We start from the raw sequence: 19,194 nt of genomic DNA on the forward strand, positions 1-19,194 counted from the left end.
GGGGGGGGCCGGCGCCTAACGTCCCAACAAACCCGCCACAGGCGCCGGCCACCCCTCCAATCGCTTACCGAGATGTGGATTGTGGGGGATGCGCACCATGTGTCGGCGATGACCAGTCGATGCCCGTCCGCGTGAACGTCTGCGCCCGCCGTCCTCTCGAGTCAACCTGGGGAGAATTCGACCATGGAACACAGTTTGGCTGAAAATAGCGGCGCGGCTCTCCCGCGATCGCCTGGGTCGCGGCGGCCCTTGCATGATATGGACCGTCTAGCTGCCGATAGTTGGGCTTCGCCATTTGCTCGGCTATAGTTAGAACCATCTATGGCTCAAAGCCCCTCCAGCATCATCGGTTCGCCGGCTCAAGGATCAGGTAAGTTCCGGCGCCACCTCAGTGATCATCCCACTGACGCGGAGGGAAGCCCGCTTTGAACTGCACATTTTACGTCGCGGACCCCATGTCGGTCTGGTCGCCATGTTAGCCGACGCTAAATCAGAGCGATGCGACACTTCTTGCTGGGCCTTACAGTCTGTCTCTATTGCACCACATTGCTTCGGGCCGAAGCATGGCAGCCCTTTGGCGTCCGGCAGCTTGGCTTTACATTCGATATTCCTCCAGGTTTCGTCCTCACCCAGCACTCGGATCAAGGCGCGGCTTTTCTGGGGCCGAGAGAAGCGTCCCTAGTCGTTTGGGGCGGACGATTGGGCAAAGCCAGTTTTCGCGCCGAGATCGAGCACCGCATGATAGAGGACAAAAAGTCCGGTTGGCGACTGACCTATCGGCGCATAACATCCAGATGGGCAAGCTACTCGGGTGTCAAGAATGGCGAGATCCGCTATGTCCGCGCAATCACGGTCTGCGGCGACCGCGCCGCGCTTTTCATAATTAATTACAGGAAATCGGAAAAGAAACCATATGACCCTGTTGTCGTGCGGATGGTCCGGTCCCTGAAGGCACAGGGCTGCTAAGTGGGGGGTGGGCAACGCGGACTGCTGCGCCCTGAGCTGCGGCCGCGTGATCCGCACGCTCAGGCAGTCGGCCTTGCGGCTGTTTCCAAATGGTGCATCCCAGACGTGGGAAGACGACGCGGAGAGCATCTCCCGACCGCTTCCTGCAACGGAGGGGCGATCATTTCCATTACTATCGCCGTGTGCTCAGAGGGGTCAGAGACGAGAGCTGCGTGTTCGTGCGCCGCGCCCTCGACACCACTGACCGTTTAAAATCCGCACGCCAGAGATTTTCGCGAGGCTGCTGACGATGCCTTGTAGGCATCGTTGATGCTGGGCGAAATCCACAAGCAGCGCGTGTCCGATACCGCCCATGCCGTGTCTCTGGATTTGTCTATCAGCCTTTCGCAGAGATATTGGTCGCCGGGCTCCTCGGCACGATCCTGCGGACTAGCCGAGAGCACGATAGGCGAGCCTGCCAAATCATCATCTGTTGACGCGGTCGGCGGCCGTCGAGAACAATACACACTGTCTATTCACCGCGCCACTCGTTCGAAGACCGCATGAAGAACGGTAGGCTCGGCGAGGAGCTTCGGCGCATGTTGATGGGCTACCCGATCTACCGGCCGAAATATGGCGAGGACGGCGACATGAAGATGTGGCAACAGGAACTATGAAGATCTTGTGGCCGCTCGATCCTGGGATCGTATGACCCGCTGACGCACTGCGGCAAGACGTTCTTCCTTCGCCCAGTGGTCCTGCAAGGCGCGTTCCAAGTAGTCGTATAACGGGAGCCATGCCTCACCATGGTCACCTCGTGCCACAATGATTTCGGCGACGCGGTCGAGTACTCGCTCAATCCGCTGTGCCGTGACTGGTCGAGGCGTGGGCGAGTCTCGCCTCACGGCTTCGCCCGTCCGCAAGGCCATGAATGCACCATGCCTTATGTGTAGCGGACTTTTTTGGTGCAGTGAAGGCCTGCATTCGGCTTGAGCTGCAATCGGCGGCTGCGGCTTGCAGATGTGAAAGGCTCTTTGCTCATCGGGGTTGGCAGCGGGAGGGCGATCGTCCGCAGCCCCCGAATACGATAGCGCGAGTTGCCGGCGCAGCCCGTCCGTCATCTGGTCAACCGAGCCTCTCCTCCTCGTGAGCGCGTGGCAGATTGTTTGCTGCGGCGGCGTGATTGCCGCCGCAGAGAGTTTTAACGGTTAGTTCGTGTGCACTGCCAATCTTCGGCCCTGTCATCCAAGACGGCGCCAAGGGAACGTCTTCGATCACACCCACCCTGCGTGCCCAGGTCGCAAACGCCTTGTGCGCGGCCTCGACCGACTTGCGACCATCATACGCCGAGTAGCATGTATCACAGGCCGCTCCGTGGAGAAGGCCGCGCCTTTCGACCGGCCATTCTTCCAGAAATTCTATGGCATCCATGACGCAACCGATCTTTTTGAGGACGAAACTGTCATCTCGCACGAAAATCGGCTGTTTGAACGTAGCGCTCTCCATCGTGACCTCCCTTCAAGCCCTAAAGCGGCGCTTGTGTCTCTTCGGGTGACGCAGGATGATTCCTCGGCAAAACATGCCGGTCTGCGTGACGCCTTCGGCACAGAGAGGATATTGGAAATAGCTCTTTTCAGTTCAAGAGAGAATTGGCCGGCCGAGCCCAGCAGCCTCTTGGCAATTGGCACCTCATCCCGCTGCCAGCGCGTCTGTCCGCGAGGCCCTCGGCCCACCAACCTGCACGTCGGCGATCTTGCCGTCGCGTAGCAAGGCCTCTAACCGGCGTAGCAGTGTAGATAGACTGGAAGAGCATCAGCGCAGCGAAGGCAGCGTTGTGTTTTCCTTTACTCATGTCCATTGCGGCCACTCCACACAGCGCGGGATATAGGTCGTCAAACCGGAGCGCATCAATTCTGGCACGTCAACGCCTTCATCGCCGCCGGCATCGTCTCGCGAAAAAAAGAGCGGGCCCGGAAGAGTCGGACCCGCCAGCGGCTATGATCAGGCTGCAGAGAGCGGTCGGTCATTCGCGAGCCAAAGGCTGGCTGCTGCCAGGGCAGCAACCACAGCGCCAGCGATGGCGTGCGACCACATTGCTGCCGCCAGGCCGGCAAAGCCAAGCACCCAAGGTGCGGCCACAATCCACAGGCCGACGACAAGGTTCGCCCATTCCTCATATTTGTGGAACGCCACCAACGCGCGCGCTGCGATCAGAACGGTGATTACGCCCGCGATGAAGGCGTGCCAGACGGCAACAGCATCGGCAGCATAGCCAAGGAGCCAAGGCGAGAGCGCCAGCGCGATGCCGGCAAGGATGTTTACGACATCAAGCGCCCGCCTGCTGCTGTCGGAAGCGAGATTCTTCAACATCGTCATTCTCCTTTCCTGCGTTTCAGTACGTCAATGTACCGCCCTTGAGTCGAGGGCGGGTGCGGCAGCGGGCCTGTTCGGCCCGATGCCGCAAAGCTTCTTGGGTCCGGATTTGAAACGGACGCAGTCCTTCGGCGAGATCGGCTCAGTCAGGAGGAAGGGTTCGATCTCCCGAGGTTCGAACGAATTGCCGGCGATCTCACTCAATGCGAGATGCGGCCGGCTCTTCGGCCTGGCCGCCAGCCGGGGCGCTGCGCCGCGCGCCAGTGCGCGCGCCCGCCCTGCTGCCGCGACCGCAAGCGCGAAGGGGTTCGGGATGGTCCGTTGGGCGTCGAAGACGATCAGTGGGTCCATTCTTGCCTCCATCATGCGGCTATCCGGGATCGTACCGGGCTGAGCCGAGTCTGGAATCTCTGGGTACTGCCTTCCAAGGCCAGCAGAGCGAGCTCAACCTCGTCCAATCGCGTCGGACGTGCATTTTCCGGCATGCCTTCAGCGGTGGCCAGGTCGATCAGGTACTCGTTCCAGGCCCAGTTCTTGAGCACGGCACATTTCTCTTCGGGTGCGAGTACCGGGTCATCCACCACCTGCATCGGAGAGGCGTAGAATGTCTCGGGCTCGGAAAGCGCCGTCTGTATGTGCGCTGCCTCTGCACCAGCGCCATAGTTGTGGCTTGCCTGAAGCCATGCCAATAGTAGCCGTTGCCAAACCACGTCGGAAAAGGCGTGCCTCTCCTCCGATGCTTGCCTGTTGCTGACCTTGGCCTGAGAGCCAGAAGATGGAGCCTGCACCACGTAGCTGAGGCCTTGGCGCTCCGCATAACGGATCGCCGCCTCCAGCGTCGGAAAATCCAGTCGAACCTGGGTCAGGGTGTCCCGGCCGCCCGTATAGCCCATCAGCGGCTCGATGAACGGGGCTGTGCGAGGTTCGAAGATCAATCGCCAGTCCTTACGGGGCTTTGCCGAGGTCGTGGCCGAGCGGCATGGCTGGTAGATCCGTGCCGTCACGCCGTCCGGAAACACTGACCGCCCCATTGACAAAGCCGGCTCGTCGACACGAGGCCGATTGTCATTGTCCGGCCGGCCGGAGGTCCTGGTTGGGCTTCTGATGTCGCTGCTTTGAACTGTCTCCATTGTGTGTCCCTCCTATCATGAAGGGTGGTACGAGCAGCGGCCGTTACGGCCGCTGCTCATACTGCCGTGCGTCAGTTCTTGCCGTTGATTGCGATCCGCTTGGCCTTCGCCTGCGCCCGCTCGGTCTTGGGCAAGGTCACGGTCAGCACCCCGTTCTTGAAGGCGGCGTTGACCTTGTCTTCCTCGACCTCGTAGCCGAGCGGAATGAGGCGCTCGAAGCGACCGTAGAAGCGCTCGGAGAACTGCCGGTCTTTGTCCTCGGTCTCGGAACGCTTCTCGCCTTTAAGCTTGAGCGCCCCGTTGTCCAGCAGGACTTCTATGTCGCTCTCGTCCAGGCCGGGTATTTCCGCCGTGACGCGGACTTCCTTGTCCGTGTCGGAAATTTCGACGCTGGGCCAAGTGGCGGCAAAAGAGGGACTGAAGGCCGGCAGTCTGGCGCCGAAGCTGCGGAAGGCGTCATCGAACAGCCGGTTTACCTCCCGGTGGAGGGAGACGAAGGGGTCTCGATCTCCATCAGGGAAGAGACTGGGCGCCGAGTTTCCGTTGCCCCGGCCCCATGGGATCAAATCACGTACGCTCATTGTCTTTCTCCTTTCGTAGGTCTGTGAGCCGGGCCGGACGCCCGGCTCAAGCGATGCCTTCATCGTGGATTGCTCAGGCCGCCAGCTTCTCGGTCTCGACCTTGCGGGCTTCGATCTTCGGCATGGGAGCCCCGCTGGAGATCTCGACCTTGCGCGGTTTCATCTCCTCGGGAACCTCGCGCTTGAGATCGATGCTCAGCAGCCCGTTCTCAAGGCTGGCGCCAGCAACTTTGACATGATCGGCCAGTTCGAACCGACGCTCGAAAGCGCGCCCGTTGAAGCCGCGGTAGAGATACTGGCCGTTCTCATCGCCGGATTGCGACCCGCTCACGACCAGCATGTTGGGCTGGTGAGTGATGGTCAGCTGGTCCTGCGAGAAACCGGCGACCGCCATCGTGACGCGATAGTCATCATCATCAACCTTGGCGATATCGTAGGGCGGCCAGTTGTCGAACGAGGCCACACGGCTCGCATTTTCAAGCATGTCGACCATGCGGTCGAAGCCGATGCTGGACCGGTACAGGGGGGTAAAATCGAGGTTCATAACCACATCCTCCTTTGAGCAACATGGATCATAGGAGGCGCCAAGAGCCTTGCCGCCTCCTGGTCTTGCCGGCCCCATCAGGCGACCGGCGACCATCAATTTAGAATCGCGACTTGCACCTTCAAGAGGTATTAGGAAAATTTTCAGCGGCAATCCGGGCGAAACGCACCCATGCCACCCCCCGCCGGCGGGGTCACTCGCCGACGGGTCAATGGTTCACGAACAATCAGGTCGCGCTTAAATCCGATCGATGAATGGCACGAACCCGGCCACCATCGCGCTGTCACTGCCATCAGGACCGGCAAGCTCGTCCGATTGATCCAATTGTTGCAATGCATCCATGATCGCATCGAAGCTGACTGGTTCACCCGCCCCCGGCAGCATGCGAAGCGCTGGCACGGATTCTACCGCGCAGGCATCCGACGCCCATGACGAAAGGATGGCGCGCTTCTCCTGACCGTCCAGGGCAACGTCGGCCAAGACGTCGTGGGGATGTTTGAAATGCCGTGCCGGATGCAGCAATCGGTCCAGAAAAACATCGGGGGCCACGGGTTCAATCGAGGCAAAATCGGTCGAAATGGCTGCTTCCATTGATGGTCCTCCGCTTCAGACAATCTCCTGCGTGTTTGAGTTTGGCGGCTCTCGCGATTCCCGCCAGACGAAATTTTGGGACGTCTCAAGCAAGTTTCAATGGCTTGGCACGGGTCACATTTCCCGTGGTCAACGCCTTAGAACCATTTTATCCAGCCGGTGAAACAATCGGCGAGAATCTCAGTTCTGACGTCGGGCGAAAATCAAGGACCCGAATCCGGCAGGAGAACCAGTCATGTCTTACCTCTCTAGGAACTTGTGCATTGGCTTGATCACAGGAGCCCTGATGCTCTCGACTGGCGGCCTTGCTCCGGCCACCGCACAGGAAATTCCGAACGACTTCAGCGCAATCGTGCGTCAGAAGCTGCCCGCGGTTGTCGCCATCACGACCAGGCAGATCATCCAGGATCAAACGACGCTCAACGACTTTCTCAATCCCTTCGACGGAGGAGGGCGTATCCAGCCCCAGGTGCGGGAAGCACTCGGCTCCGGCTTTGTGATCAGTCCCGAAGGCTACATCGTCACCAATAACCATGTCGTCGCCGACGCAACTGAGATTCACGTCGTGTTCTCCGACAAGGAGACGGCGCCCGCCCGGGTGGTGGGCCGCGATCCGGCAACCGACATCGCGGTATTGAAAGTCGAGCCTCGGCCCAACATGACGGCGACGGCCTGGGGGGATTCGGACGCGATGCAACCAGGGGCCTGGACCATCGCCATCGGCAGTCCCTTCGGCCTCGGGGGCACGGTCACTGTCGGCGTCCTTTCTGCCCGCTCTCGCGATATCCAGGCCGGTCCTTACGACGATTTCCTGCAGACTGACGCCTCGATCAACAGAGGTAACTCGGGAGGTCCTTTGTTCAACGCGCGCGGCGAAGTCATCGGAGTCAACACGGCAATCGTGTCGCCGTCAGGCGGTAGCATAGGCATTGGGTTCGCGGTGCCCTCGCGCACAGCTCGGACTGTCGTCGACCAACTGATCAGCACTGGCCGCATCGAGCGCGGCTTCATCGGCGTGCGTCTTCAGGAGATCACGCCTTCCATCGCCGAGGCGCTCGGAATGCCGGGCGCCAAGGGAGCGCTGGTTGCCTCGGTCGAGGCTGGCAGCCCGGCGCAGAAAGCGGGAATCCAGGCCGGCGACGTGATAACCCGGTTCAACGACAAGGACATCCAAGGCGTCCATGACCTGACGCTGGCGGCAGCAAGCCAGAAGCCGGGATCGAAAGTGACCGTAACAACGAACCGGAGCGGCACAAACCAGGAATTGTCGCTGACTGTCGATCGACGCAGGGACCAGGAGGAACAGACCGGTGCCATTCCAAGCCTGGGGACTGAGGACCAGCGCCTTGGTATGTCGCTGAGCGCCATTCCGGACGAAGCGCGCCAGCAACTCGGCCTGCAGGCCGACACCACGGGCGTGTTCGTCCAGGATGTCGCTCCCAACAGTCTTGCGGCCGAAAGCGGCATCCGGCCCGGCGACGTCATCGTGTCGGCCAACAACCGAAACATGACCCAGCCGTCTGACGTCCGCGAGGAATGGGCGAAATCCCGTCAGCAGAAAAAGCCAGTGCTGTTCCGTATCGACCGGCAGGGACAATCGCTTTTCGTTGCTGTGGCAAACTCCTGACTGACAGGCCGGAGACGGCGTCGCGATCTGTGCTGCTGGGCTGGCCCCCTACCGGAGCGCACCAGAGTTGTGAAGCTGATGAGCGTTATGTTTGAAGTGGCGGTCCGGCTCAACATGCGGCTGCGGGAACTGCTCTGCGGCTTTGCGCGCACGGTCGGCGACTCCGGTCGGCGAGGCGAAAGTCCTTGCGTTTCGGCGCATCCGGCGACCACACAGGTGGACAACAAAAGCCTGCGATCCGCTTCTGAGCGCGTGTGCTTTTATCGATGTAAGGAACTTCGCGCCGCAGGTTTAGACTAGCGATCTCTGGCGTGTGAACGCAAGAGAAGTCGGCGATCTCCGAAATCGGTTGAGTGATCAATGCTGTAGCGTTGTCCAGTGGCCGGCTGAGCCGCACGAGGCCTGTGATGCCTGCTACTCGGCTACGATGGTCGGGAGTCTGGAGCCCACGCGCAAGACCGACTGAACTGAAACGGGCACAAAGGTCGGTTTCATCAAGGATGTTTCTGCAACGCTGCCGTGGATGACAGGGCCAAATTGCACATTCGATGGGTTTGCTGATTTATTCCAGACGGGTGCCCGGTTCAGCCGGGTCGTCCTCGTCGGGCTTAAGCAGGTCAATAAGCGCGGCCCCTCGTGTTCCCGGAAGTGGGCGCCCCTGTCCCATTAACGCCTCGTCAGCAAAAGCCCATGCCCATGCCTCTCTCAATTCCTCGATCGACGCACCCGTTGCGATGATCTCCGCAACCGTAATATCGTCGGCTGATCCAATGACGGAGAGAACTTCTTGCCGTGTCATCGTTTGACCGCGTTCTGACTACAACTGAACTAGATGGAGATTTCATGGAGCACTTGCAACCGATCTAATGAGGGCTGTCGCAGGATTCCCTTGCGCAAGATCAGGGCCTGCGCAATGGGCGCCATTCACCTAGCCAAACGCGCGCCACATAGGGCGCAGGGCGCAGAAATCGACGGAGCCCATGCGCTCGGCATTTGCGAAGACCCGGCAAGTCATCCAGATGATCGCCCATCACTGAGGCCATTTGGTGGAACTCCCCCTGGACCATCCACGCAGCCGGAATCGGCCATGGGTGTTCTGAACAACCCGGAAACTCGTTTCAGGGGATTATTCTCGAAATCGTAGTCTGCCGGGCGCGATGTGGAGATTACAGGGGAACCCTTCGTCTCGGTGGTCCAAAGTCCCTGAACTAACCTGTTATCGTCGACGCACGGGAAACCCCGTGATTCAGAAGAGCAGATCTCGGGCCACGCACGGCCTATGCCCCGAGGCTGCCCGGCCGAATCTGTTTGCGCGCGGATAACTCCGGTCTGTGAAGCAGCACCCTGTTGCGGCCCGTCTGCTTGGCAAGGTAAAGTGCGGCATCCGCTCGCTGCTGTAACTGCTCCGGCGAGATCGCCTCAGAGGTCTGAACGGCAACTCCAATGCTCAGGGTGACCCAGCGCGACACACGGGATCCAGGGTTGGGCAAAGCGGCAGCCTCGACGCTCTTACGCATTCGTTCAGCTACAGCGGCGGCCTCTTCCTCGTTCACCCCGGGCAGGAGCACGAGGAATTCTTCGCCGCCATAACGGGCAACGTGATCGCGATCACGCCTCACGTTTTCCTTCAAGATAGTTGCGACCCTTACCAAACACCGATCTCCCTCCGCATGGCCGAGGTGGTCGTTTAGCTTCTTGAAGTTGTCAATGTCGCACATCAGCATCGCGGCACCGGCAAGGCAACGTTTGTCACTTCCCCATAGGCGCTCGAGTGTTTCCGTCATCCAGCGACGGTTGGAGATGCCGGTGAGTGGATCGGTCCTCGCCAGGAGTACCAGTCGATCATTCGCTTTCGCCAGTTCGGCGACCCTGCGTCGGTCGCGAAGCTCAAAGAGGAAAGTCTTTTGAGCAAGAATTGTCATGATGCGCCGCGCGGCCACCGTTGCAAAGATACCGCTGGCGAAGAACAGCGTTCCAGCCACTGCACTCCCATGCGCGATGGCCGGGTTCTGCAGTTGAAGCATGAGATAGAGTCCGAGCGCCAGCGCAGCGATCGTCATCGTCCCCGCCAGGGGGATCCCGAAGATTATGATGGCTGTGATGGCCACGAACAACATGACGTTCAATTGCCGTTCGTAGAACTCGCCACCAGCGCTTGCTCCGACCAATGCGACTGACAACAAGATCAGGAACATGCCTGCGATCAGCGAAGCTCCTTGGAGCCAAGGCGCCTCGGTTTACGCCAGGCTAGGACCACGGCCAACGCGACGGGCGGGATGATGGCGCCGGGCAGGAGCATGGACTGCGCTACGCCCCATGGAAGCAACGCCGCGTTCAGTGCCAACGTCAGCACATCCAAAAATGCCACCCAGATCATCCACGCGCGGATGATTTTCGCCGTTTGCGACCAGACACGTGCTCGAAATAGGCGTTCGATCTCGCCACGCAGGCTGATTTCGCGCGTACGGCGCGCCAGAAGCCGGTCGACCTCAGCGGCTAGGGCAGGATCATCCTGCACATCGGGGGGCATCAGATCTGACAAGTCGATAGGCCTACGCTGCTTTCTCCTGAACATCTATCCAAGCCATAGGCGGTCGGCGGTGGGCAAGCATGTCAACTTACCCTGAAGATTTGATTTATAGCTGCGATTTGCGAACACTCAGTCCCAAACCATCCGATGCTCGATGCGCGTACCCGAATTAACCTTTGTAATTGCGGTGGCGCTGCACCGCTGTTATCCACGCCCCGCCGCCGGGCTCGGCGAAATGTCCCGAGAGCTTCTGAAGTTGACCGCGTGAAGGAACGGGTGATGCCGATTCTTGTCATGTCGACCTTTCGAGTATTGCCTGCAGACCAACAGGATGGATTTGGCCATGAAAGGAAGCCGACCGGTTATTTCGTTGTTGGATTTCGACATACTCTCCCGGGCTCTTACGTCAGCCATCAGGGAGAGCCCGGAATCCGATTCGACGGTCCAGGCCCGCGAGCTTGTGTGCCTATACACCGGGAAAAAGTCAGCCGACCAAAATTTGATCGCGGCCTTGCTTCACGCCAGTCGCGCCCAGCTGGACGTGGAAGCATCCAAGGCCAATCGCCCGGCCAGAATTGACTGAGTGCCTGCATCTGCTCGACGTGACCTCTCACCGGGTTGTCTCCTCGACGGAGCTACGTCCGAGACGAAGCCCAAAGGCGCGACCGACTGAGACGCAGAGCAGAATTCCCGCAGGCGACAGGACGAATATCCTGACCGCGACACGATAGCCAGCAGGTCACCGAATGGACCTTTGGAAGTCATGGCAGCGGGTTGGACTTCGATCGAGATAGCCGAGGCCATCGAGCATCCGGCCGTGGCCGACCGTCGTGGGCGCGAGGAAAACGCTGCTCTAGATCCTGCTGCTCGCACGAGCATTTTTACCCCAGGGCCATAAATTTTGCACTGACCTGAGGAACACGCATCTGCAGTCGAAGTTCGGGATGTGCTTGGTGAGGACGACTCCCTCCTTGAAACGACCAAGCTCTGGTGCGAGGGCCCGCCTCCGGTTCCGAGACCCGGTGGCGGGCCTGTGCAATGCAAGCAAGCGTTAAGTTTTTTCTGCAGGCCTGGACCTCTCTCTGAAATCGAAATTGGGTCTGCAGCTTGGCTCCCGGGCCAGGTCTCAAAGCAGGGCCCGCCGCTGTTTGTGTCCTCAGTGGCGGGCCCACTTCGCTTCCGCTCAACGCTACATTGCGATTGACTAAAGCAACGAACATCCAATGAACGCAATCTCACATGCATCGATCCATGGCCAGGTCGGCACGATCATTTTTTGGGTGACGGTGACCACGCCGACCAGTTGGTCACAAGGAGAACCAAACGACGAGACCTATAGCTACGGGCACAACGGCAATCCGGCCCTCCGCGATTTGTCGCGTCGGGTGTTCTTTCCTCCCGATTGCCGCAGCGTCGCAGTGCGACGAGCCGGTGAGATTGGCCGAAGGCCTGACGCCGGAAACGCGCGAGCGCGCCAAAACTACTGGATGATGCGCGGTGATGGTGGGATTGCTATCTTTAACTATGCCGATTTGCGGCTCTTGGCCTTTGGCCGGTCTTGGCCGATGCCTTCCTTGGCGAGGCTCTTTCGCAAAACCGAGGCCAGGTCGACCACGTTCTCCTGAGGCTTTGGCGCTGGTTTCGGCGGTTTTTTGCCCTTGCGCTTGGCGTCGATCATGGCAATCAACGCATCCTCGTAAGTATCCTCGAATTTCGAAGGATCGAACTTTGTCACCTTCTTGTCGATGAGAAGCCCCGCGATTTCGAGCAAATCCGAATCGTAATTTGGGCTTTTCACGTCATTAAAGACGGTGTCTTCCGATGTCATCTCATTGTGGGTGCGCAACTCGGTCAGCAGCATTCCTTTTTCAAACGGCTGTATCAATACTTCGCGGCCGCGCTGATAGAGTACGACGCAGGAACGTGCCGCGACGCGCTTCTTGGCCATCGCATCGCGCAGGACGGCAAAGGCCTCAAGGGAAGCGCCATCTGCCGGGATCAAGTAGTAGGGCTTTTCGAGATAGCGCGTGTCGATCTCGGCAACCGGAACAAAGGAATCGACATCAAGCGTATGCTGGGACGTCAGTTTCAGTTTCTTGATCTCGTCCGGCTCGACGTGGATGAAATCGCCCTTGTCCGCCTCATAGCCTTTGATCTGATCCTCGGCTTCGACAACATCGCCGGTGCCTTCGTCGACATAGGCACTCTTCACGGGTAAACCGTTGCTGCGGTTCAAAATCTTGAAGTGGATTTTCGATGCCTCGCTGGTGGCACCCACTATCTTGACCCCGCACGACACGGAACCGACCCTCAGAAAACCCTTCCAGACCGCGCGTGGCGCCACCATGCCGTTTCTCCTAGACGTCGACTTCCGCACAACGCCAGGCACACGGTTCTGTTCCGCGTCATGGGCAGCACCTTGTCGCAAGCTTATTCCTCACGGTAGTCCAGCAGCTTGGCGTGGCGGAGCCTTTCCTCGCCCTTCAGGAACCGCACGCGACCGACCAGACCAGGCTTGAGCCATTCGGCCTTTTCTTTCTTGAGACCGATCGGCACTGGTCCCCCGACCTTCCCTTGCACGCGATCCCAAAGTCGCTGGCGCTTGTCAGCTTTAAACGCAACGAAAGCGCCGCCAGCATATCGGCCTTTGTCGGCCATGAGCACCATTGCGGGCTTTCCGGCCTCGCGCTGCACGCCAATAATGTCCATTTCCTTTTCGGCATAGCACTTGATCTTGCGCCAGTTCATCGTCGGTCCGCTGCGATAGACGCTGTCCTTGCGCTTCGAGACCATGCCCTCCAACCCTGCCCTGTCGACCAGGTGATAAACCGCGTCACCGGTGCCGGGCATGGCTTTGCTGACCTGAATGCGGCCGACGGCTGGAATCAGTTCCTGCAGGATCTCGCGGCGGTCTTCCACCGGCATGTTGCGCAAATCATGCCCGTTGAGGTGCAGGAGGTCGAATGCCACCAAATACAGATCGCGCGACGGCTCACGATGGGTGACGGCTGACTGCAGGGCCTGGAAGTCGGACAGGCCGGCCTCGTTGACCGTGATTGTCTCGCCATCGATGATGAAACTTTCCGCCTCGATCGCCTCCGCCTCTCCGGCAAGTTCGATATAGCGGCCTGTCCAGTCGTATCCGTTCTTGGTGAACAGCCGGATCCCGTTTTCATCCTTCATGATTTGGGTCCGATACCCGTCGAATTTGATCTCATGGAGCCATTCGTCGCCCTGCGGTGGCGTTTCGACCAGCTCGGGCTCCATGGGCTTGATGAACTTCAGACGCATGCGCTGACTCGCATAGTGCGATTCAATTAGCGCTCGCTAAAATGGTTCCGGAACATTTTAGACGAATTGAATGTTTGATGGTTATGACGAAGCTATCCGACCTTGGACCGCCGATTCCCGGCACGCAGCACGGCGGCGAGCCTGCCGACGAGCGCGACAATTTCATGACCTGTCCGGTCTGCGGCCAGCCGTTCGACATGCGCGATTTCCGCCAGGTCGCTTGGCACAATCTGCCTCAGCATGAACCGCTGGAATCGGAGCTTGCCACGGGCCGGAACGCGAACTGGTTGCGGATCCGACCATTGAAATAGCGGCCCTTGGCAAAGGCAGATTTGAAATCGGCGACGATCTCCGGCGGTACATCCAGAAAGTCGTACTGCCTGCCACTCGCTACAAACCACACTGAGAGAACCCTGGTTTCCGGGTCGTATTCGAACTTGCGTATTGAGGTCGACGGCATGGTGCACCAGGTCATTGCCGGTGAGCGACCCGCGAGATGGCCCGCCCTGTGAGGAAGCAGAGAGCGGGCCGACCACGGCTGTACGTCCATGGCCATCATCGCCTCCACGGAAGGACGGTGACAGCATTCCAACTCCCATTGGATTTCGGTGTTCCACACATAAACAAAAAGGCCCGCCACCTCTCGGCAGCGGGCAGTGTAGGTCGCTAGGATCACCCAGCGGTACCTAAAGTACACCCCGCCTCGCCAAAAGGGAAATGTTAGGTATCTCTAATGGATGATTCGGACCCTGGGGCTGACCGTGGGGTATCAAATCCGAGAATATCCTGCGGGCCAGGTGATAGCGGAATACCGAGCTGGGGCCCCGACATCCTATTGGGCCGCCGCACAGGCAACGAAAATGCCCGTGACGCCACACCGATCCGGAAACTACTTTCTTGAGGTGACCGATGCGAGCACGGGAGGGTGTTCGCCTACCAATACACCGATTTGCTCTACTGAGTGGCTTTGAGCAGCGGCTGCTGCTTCACCTCCGGGCCAAACCGGCCGCTCCATTCATAGCCGCAGCGGGCTGTCCTAGGGATAGTTGGACTGGACGGTGTGTTGATTCACCCCTGCTGGATGGCTGAGGTGCAAAACCATGCAAACCACAATGCCCCGATACGCGACAGAAAAGCGGTTGCATCGTCGACTTTATTCAAGCCGGAATTCAACCGCATGCTTGTCGGACTCACGAATGAGGCCACTGTCCATGGCGGCTTCGAACGCCTTGGTGAAATACTGATCATCGGAGCCCTCGTGATCCTGCTGCGCAAGATCGATCGGCAGCGCTCCGATCACGCGGCCCGTTGTCTTCTCGATAACCGTGACGGTCCTCTGCATCATGGTTTGTTGACCGTGTCGTCGACTGCGTTGGCCGTTGCCTTGACGTCCCGGCCGACGCCTCGGACGGTGTTGGCGCAGGCCGCAAGGGCAAAGGCACAGGCAAGAATGACAATCGGTGTGATGCGTAGCAGTTTCATGGACGGGTTCTCCTATTTGTGATTATCAAGTCCGCTTTGCCGTATCGCACCTGTAACCGCCATCACCTTGTTGTGGGCGGCCGCTTCATCTGCGGTGTCAAAGGGCGTTGCGATGGTCGTCCCATCCAGAGCCAGTATCACAGCCAGGAACGGAAGGCCGATCAGCGGTGGTGCGTAGACAACGTACGCTGGGCGGGCATTCTTCATCGCCCATGTAGCACCATTTGTCGGTCAGGACCTAATCCACCTTAAAATGCCGAAGCGCCTCTATTCTTCACATCGCCGACTTCCTGCACCACCGTGGCAAGCGATTCCTTCTATAGGAAACAGCCATGATTTTCCTTCCGGGTAGTGATTGGGGTATGGTCGTGGAGAAATCTGCTGACAGCAAGTCGGCGACCTGGCCCCAAGTCCTATGCGTGCGAGGATGGCCATGGATCAGAAGCAGAGGCGGCCCAGATCCGCCATGCCGAAGCCTTATCGGCCGCCCTCGGTTTCCAACATTTCAAGCACGAAGTTGTCGAACATCTGCCATCCTCAAAAAGGGCGGTTGTCGGCTTGAAGAACTCCATGAGCATGGATTGGTTCGGGACGTGCCAATCGCGACTGCAGATCGTTTCGGCTCCCGGTTAGCTTTCGCTCAGGGCTCATTCTGACGCGAATGGCTAGACGGATTTAACGGAGCAGGCCCTCGTCGTCGAACGCGTTCCAGCCCTTCAACTTGGGCCGGGGAGCGTCATCTCTGGGGTTATTCCCGGCACCGCGACCCTTCTCGCTACCCTTTCCCGCCCGCGTCAGGGCAGCCTTGCCGGCGCCACGTCGCCTGTTCTCTGTAACTTGCTGCGCGTCCTCTTCACGCCAAAGGCTTGGCAGATCACGATCAAGGATGTCTTCGATGTGCTTGGGATCGAACACGTGGAAGGTGACGGCCTTGGATCGACCGCGCATCTTCACGGTGCGGGTGCCAATGCTTTGCAGCCGTCCGTTTTTCAGCCACTTGTGACGCTCACGCGAAGAGATCGCAAGGATGTCTTCGGCCTCGCGCGGCAGGACCGGGAGTACTGCGATGGTTTCCAGTGCCTTGGCGATCTTGTTCGAGGCGGCCTCGAACTCTTCGGCATCGTCTTCGCGCATCCGCAATGTCATGCGACCAGTCTCGGCTTTGACGTACTTCCTCACCGCCCAAGGCAGGCGGGCACGTATTTCACGCTCGATACCTTTCGTGCGCACCGACGAGCCAAGCGTCGCTGATGGCGGAAGGGGCCACTCGGTAATCAGTGACAACGAGGTGCTGACGCTTTGGCGAGAGCCGCGATCTCGAGGGGCCACAATTGCCGCAGCCAAGCCGCCAAGAATCTTTCGTGTTTGCGCAAAACGCACCGGCATCTGAGCTAGTCGCTTCCTTGTCGCACGGTTTCTACCGCCAGCGACCCGGCCGGCAGGGCCTTCAACAGCTCCACCTCGGGTTTCGTGAGGTGGATCCATGCCGCCCAATCATCCGGGCGCAGAACCACAATCTGGCGATTGTGGATGGGCGCCACGTCCAGGCCGGGTTCCGTCGTCAGCATTGCGAATGTCGGGGGCTTGTTGCCTTCGCCATCGCGCCACAGGCCGGCGATCGCCATGAACGAGGCGCCGTTGAGCGTGAAGCGATGCTTAGCCTTTGGAGACTTCTTTCCCGTGAATTCGAAGAAAGCCGACGCCGGAATAAGGCAGCGCTTGCTGTTGGAGAAGTTCCGTCCTTCCGAGCGGAAGTTGAAGATCGGCCCGCCTTTGGGCCCGGAGGGTGGAAAGGCAAAGGTCATGCGCGTGAGTTCGATCGTGTCGCCGGCGGCGCGCATGATCGGGGCGGGATCACTGATGCGGATGTCATCCGCCTGCGGCAGATCCAGTTCGGTTTGATAAGTGGGAATGTCGAGCGCCAGCAATTGCCTCATCCTGCAATATTCGGCCCAGGCGATATGCTGCTCATAGTCGTTGCACATAGCTGCCCACGCTTTCAGTCAGTTGATGACTTATAACAGATAACGCGGCTTGGCTGCGGCGCCACCATCCGGAGATTTTCCGCTATGCCCGAAATCTCGCGATCTGCTTGAGCATCGCGCAGTTTGTCCGTGATGACATCGCCGTGGCTCACAATGATGCGCTCAAGGTCCGGTTCATCAGACCATCTGCGGAAAGCCGCGCCCAGCGCCTACCGCCGCCAGGCCAGCGGGCAGTTCTCATGGGGAAAGCACTGAATGGGAACAGTGCAACGGCCGAAGTTTGACAGCGCGATTTTGTTCCACCGTCCGTGATCAGCTTCGCGCCATTTTGGAAAACCGTACAGCAACCCTTTCTGGTCTGTTCGACTTCATGTGGTATGGCTCGCTATGTCTTGGACCTTTCCGACACCGCAGTACTGACCGAGATTCTGGCAGAGTTGGCCCGTTCTGGTGCTGGCTCCCGTCTCGATCTGATATGCAAGGTCTGCGATGCCAAGGGCAACGAATCCAGCAATTCAGGGTAGCGTTACGGGTCCTGAGAACCGCGACGTGATGCTTCACCGGCCAACCTGCCATTGAAAAACCCGCCACTGAGGGAGCAGTAACGGGCCTTCCGGTGTTATGCTCGGCCAGGGAAACCGAGCGCAATCCAAACTTCATTTTCGGAGCCATGTTGCAGTGGGTCCGCCCCTGCTGGCGGGCAGAGGCGGACCCGGCCAAGGCTTGGGACCCAGGCCCGGCAGCGGGGGACGCTGCCGCCGTTTCCAACCTGCGTCGACATATCAGGTTCCACTAATGCACAAAAAGCCCGCCACCTTTGAGCAGCGGGCGTTCCAAAGCTGCAATTCTCTTGATTAATCGATAATCCCGGAGAGCCCGGATGAGTTGGGCGAAGCCGTCACCGACGACGGCCGCTCACGTTTCGTGAATGCCGGCTTCTGATAGCTGTTCTTCATCGATCTTACCCTTTGCCAATCCGCAATGTGCCACTCTTTGCCGTCGGCCAGGCGTGGCAACCGGCCGACAAAAAGCCCGCCATCTTTCGGAAGCGGGCTAGGATGCCTCACTGCTGGTAGGAGCGACTGCTCGCACCAGCGGCATCGGTCCAGGCGAGGCATCCGGCAATGACAGGCGTTGTGCCGACGACCAGGGCGCCGCGCGCGTGCAGGGTCATCAACCCGCGCCATGAGACTCTATCGACGCCCCAGATGGTGCCGCTGGCGTCGACCCACTTGAGGTCGGCGTCGGCCGCTTGAACCGCCTGCATCATCGCGGCCGGTTGCATCCCAGCTCGAAAGACGATGACGGAAGTGGCTGCACCGTTGAAGAGCGGGCCAGCACCCGCAGCCAGTCCTGCAAGCAGGACGATGCTGGTCAGAGCCGCCGAGGCACCTGCCGGTGGTCCACCGCGGTTGGGCAGCACCAGCACCAACAGCAGCGGCACGATTCCGAAGATGACCAGCCACCCAATATCCCAGGGGAGCGGCATGTGGCTGTTCATCTTGATCCGATGCAGGCCGAGCAGCCAATGGAACACAATGGCGTCCACCAGATGCCAGACGCCGAACCCGATGAAGGCCAGCCGAAGGATCTCGGTCGTCGTTACGTCCCGCCTGCCTGCTGCCCTCGCCGCCACCAGCAGCACCGTGCCGGCAACGGCGAGCACGTACATGAACAAGTGGAAGAGGCCGTCGGCCATGATCTGGAAGCGCAGGTCGGAACCCGCCGGGTCGGCGAGGCCCGAGAGAAGATGATGCCATTGCAGAATCTGGTGCAGGACGATGCCGTCGAAGAAACCGCCCAGCGCGAAGCCGAGCAGAAGCCAGCCGACTCTCGTTCTCGGATCGAGTTTCGCGGTGATGGTGTCCATATCAGGACGACTCCGCCGAAACCGGAGAGCCAAGTCTGGTTAGCAGCTCCAGGTGCATCGCCCTGTCCGGCGTCGGGTCGTGGAGATCATGACGGGCCTCGATCCAGAAGGCGGTAATCAGCCCGCCGACCACTGTCGTCAGAACCAAAGTCCCAGCAATGATTGCCAGCATGGATGTCGACCCTTCAACCGCGGGCACGCCGCGCCCGACCCGAACCTTGGCTTCTGCCGTATGTTCCCTCGCG

The 19,194-nt window shown here is 59.6% G+C and carries 18 protein-coding genes and 1 pseudogene; 1 reads left to right on the forward strand and 18 read right to left on the reverse strand.

Features of this window, described 5'->3' with window-relative positions; all coding sequences use genetic code 11:
* Nucleotides 1-2,070: 2,070 nt before the first annotated feature.
* The 7 genes from LB559_RS04330 to LB559_RS04360 form a co-directional block, all read right to left on the reverse strand.
* Entirely contained in the window at nt 2,071-2,451 is a 381-nt protein-coding gene (locus LB559_RS04330; protein WP_024505614.1) for a DUF982 domain-containing protein, read from the reverse strand.
* 495 nt (nt 2,452-2,946) lie between these two features.
* Nucleotides 2,947-3,321, reverse strand: a complete 375-nt coding sequence (locus LB559_RS04335; RefSeq protein WP_411970025.1) for an SPW repeat protein — start codon at nt 3,319-3,321, stop codon at nt 2,947-2,949.
* A gap of 24 nt (nt 3,322-3,345) precedes the next feature.
* A complete protein-coding gene (locus tag LB559_RS04340) occupies nt 3,346-3,669 on the reverse strand; it encodes an RNA polymerase rpb6 (RefSeq protein ID WP_127367032.1) in 324 nt (107 codons plus the stop codon).
* 11 nt (nt 3,670-3,680) lie between these two features.
* Nucleotides 3,681-4,448: an NADH dehydrogenase ubiquinone Fe-S protein 4 gene (locus LB559_RS04345; protein WP_318014150.1), complete on the reverse strand. Its 768-nt coding sequence runs from the start codon at nt 4,446-4,448 to the stop codon at nt 3,681-3,683.
* A gap of 71 nt (nt 4,449-4,519) precedes the next feature.
* Nucleotides 4,520-5,029 (reverse strand): Hsp20/alpha crystallin family protein, encoded by a 510-nt coding sequence (locus tag LB559_RS04350; RefSeq protein WP_013525023.1) that lies wholly within the window; start codon nt 5,027-5,029, stop codon nt 4,520-4,522.
* 73 nt (nt 5,030-5,102) lie between these two features.
* Complete coding sequence (locus tag LB559_RS04355; protein ID WP_224673631.1) at nt 5,103-5,573, reverse strand: Hsp20 family protein; 471 nt, start codon at nt 5,571-5,573, stop codon at nt 5,103-5,105.
* Nucleotides 5,574-5,810: 237 nt separating this feature from the next.
* Entirely contained in the window at nt 5,811-6,164 is a 354-nt protein-coding gene (locus LB559_RS04360; RefSeq protein ID WP_224673114.1) for a hypothetical protein, read from the reverse strand.
* 286 nt (nt 6,165-6,450) lie between these two features.
* Between LB559_RS04360 and LB559_RS04365 the strand changes: the two genes are divergently transcribed.
* On the forward strand, nt 6,451-7,791 hold the full coding sequence (locus tag LB559_RS04365; protein ID WP_224673115.1) for a Do family serine endopeptidase: 1,341 nt from the start codon (nt 6,451-6,453) through the stop codon (nt 7,789-7,791).
* Between the two features lie 562 nt (nt 7,792-8,353).
* On the opposite strand, the gene LB559_RS04370 is transcribed toward LB559_RS04365, so the two are convergent.
* The 11 genes and pseudogenes from LB559_RS04370 to LB559_RS04425 all read right to left on the reverse strand — a co-directional run bounded on the left by LB559_RS04370 (nt 8,354) and on the right by LB559_RS04425 (nt 19,121).
* On the reverse strand, nt 8,354-8,590 hold the full coding sequence (locus tag LB559_RS04370) for a hypothetical protein (RefSeq protein ID WP_224673116.1): 237 nt from the start codon (nt 8,588-8,590) through the stop codon (nt 8,354-8,356).
* Nucleotides 8,591-9,068: 478 nt separating this feature from the next.
* Nucleotides 9,069-10,321, reverse strand: a pseudogene (locus tag LB559_RS04375) (GGDEF domain-containing protein).
* Between the two features lie 1,522 nt (nt 10,322-11,843).
* Complete coding sequence (locus LB559_RS04380) at nt 11,844-12,668, reverse strand: Ku protein (RefSeq protein ID WP_224673117.1); 825 nt, start codon at nt 12,666-12,668, stop codon at nt 11,844-11,846.
* An 83-nt stretch (nt 12,669-12,751) separates the two neighbouring features.
* Nucleotides 12,752-13,612 carry an RNA ligase family protein gene (locus LB559_RS04385; protein ID WP_224673118.1) on the reverse strand — a complete coding sequence of 287 codons (861 nt, stop codon included), beginning with the start codon at nt 13,610-13,612 and terminating at the stop codon, nt 12,752-12,754.
* Nucleotides 13,613-13,847: 235 nt separating this feature from the next.
* Entirely contained in the window at nt 13,848-14,168 is a 321-nt protein-coding gene (locus LB559_RS04390) for a KTSC domain-containing protein (RefSeq protein WP_127369311.1), read from the reverse strand.
* Between the two features lie 597 nt (nt 14,169-14,765).
* Nucleotides 14,766-14,957, reverse strand: a complete 192-nt coding sequence (locus LB559_RS04395; protein ID WP_224673119.1) for a hypothetical protein — start codon at nt 14,955-14,957, stop codon at nt 14,766-14,768.
* Nucleotides 14,954-15,094 (reverse strand): entericidin A/B family lipoprotein, encoded by a 141-nt coding sequence (locus LB559_RS04400; RefSeq protein WP_032809501.1) that lies wholly within the window; start codon nt 15,092-15,094, stop codon nt 14,954-14,956. Before LB559_RS04400 ends, LB559_RS04395 begins: the two co-directional genes overlap by 4 nt.
* Before the next feature lie 675 nt (nt 15,095-15,769).
* On the reverse strand, nt 15,770-16,480 hold the full coding sequence (locus tag LB559_RS04410; RefSeq protein ID WP_024505780.1) for a hypothetical protein: 711 nt from the start codon (nt 16,478-16,480) through the stop codon (nt 15,770-15,772).
* 5 nt (nt 16,481-16,485) lie between these two features.
* Nucleotides 16,486-17,079, reverse strand: coding sequence for an SOS response-associated peptidase (locus tag LB559_RS04415; protein ID WP_013525037.1), 594 nt, complete (start codon nt 17,077-17,079; stop codon nt 16,486-16,488).
* Between the two features lie 1,063 nt (nt 17,080-18,142).
* On the reverse strand, nt 18,143-18,949 hold the full coding sequence (locus LB559_RS04420) for a DUF2243 domain-containing protein (RefSeq protein ID WP_224673120.1): 807 nt from the start codon (nt 18,947-18,949) through the stop codon (nt 18,143-18,145).
* Nucleotide 18,950: 1 nt separating this feature from the next.
* Nucleotides 18,951-19,121 carry a hypothetical protein gene (locus LB559_RS04425; RefSeq protein ID WP_013525040.1) on the reverse strand — a complete coding sequence of 57 codons (171 nt, stop codon included), beginning with the start codon at nt 19,119-19,121 and terminating at the stop codon, nt 18,951-18,953.
* Nucleotides 19,122-19,194 lie beyond the last annotated feature (73 nt).

Source organism: Mesorhizobium sp. BR1-1-3, assembly GCF_020165455.1.
GTDB classification, from domain to species: domain Bacteria; phylum Pseudomonadota; class Alphaproteobacteria; order Rhizobiales; family Rhizobiaceae; genus Mesorhizobium; species Mesorhizobium ciceri.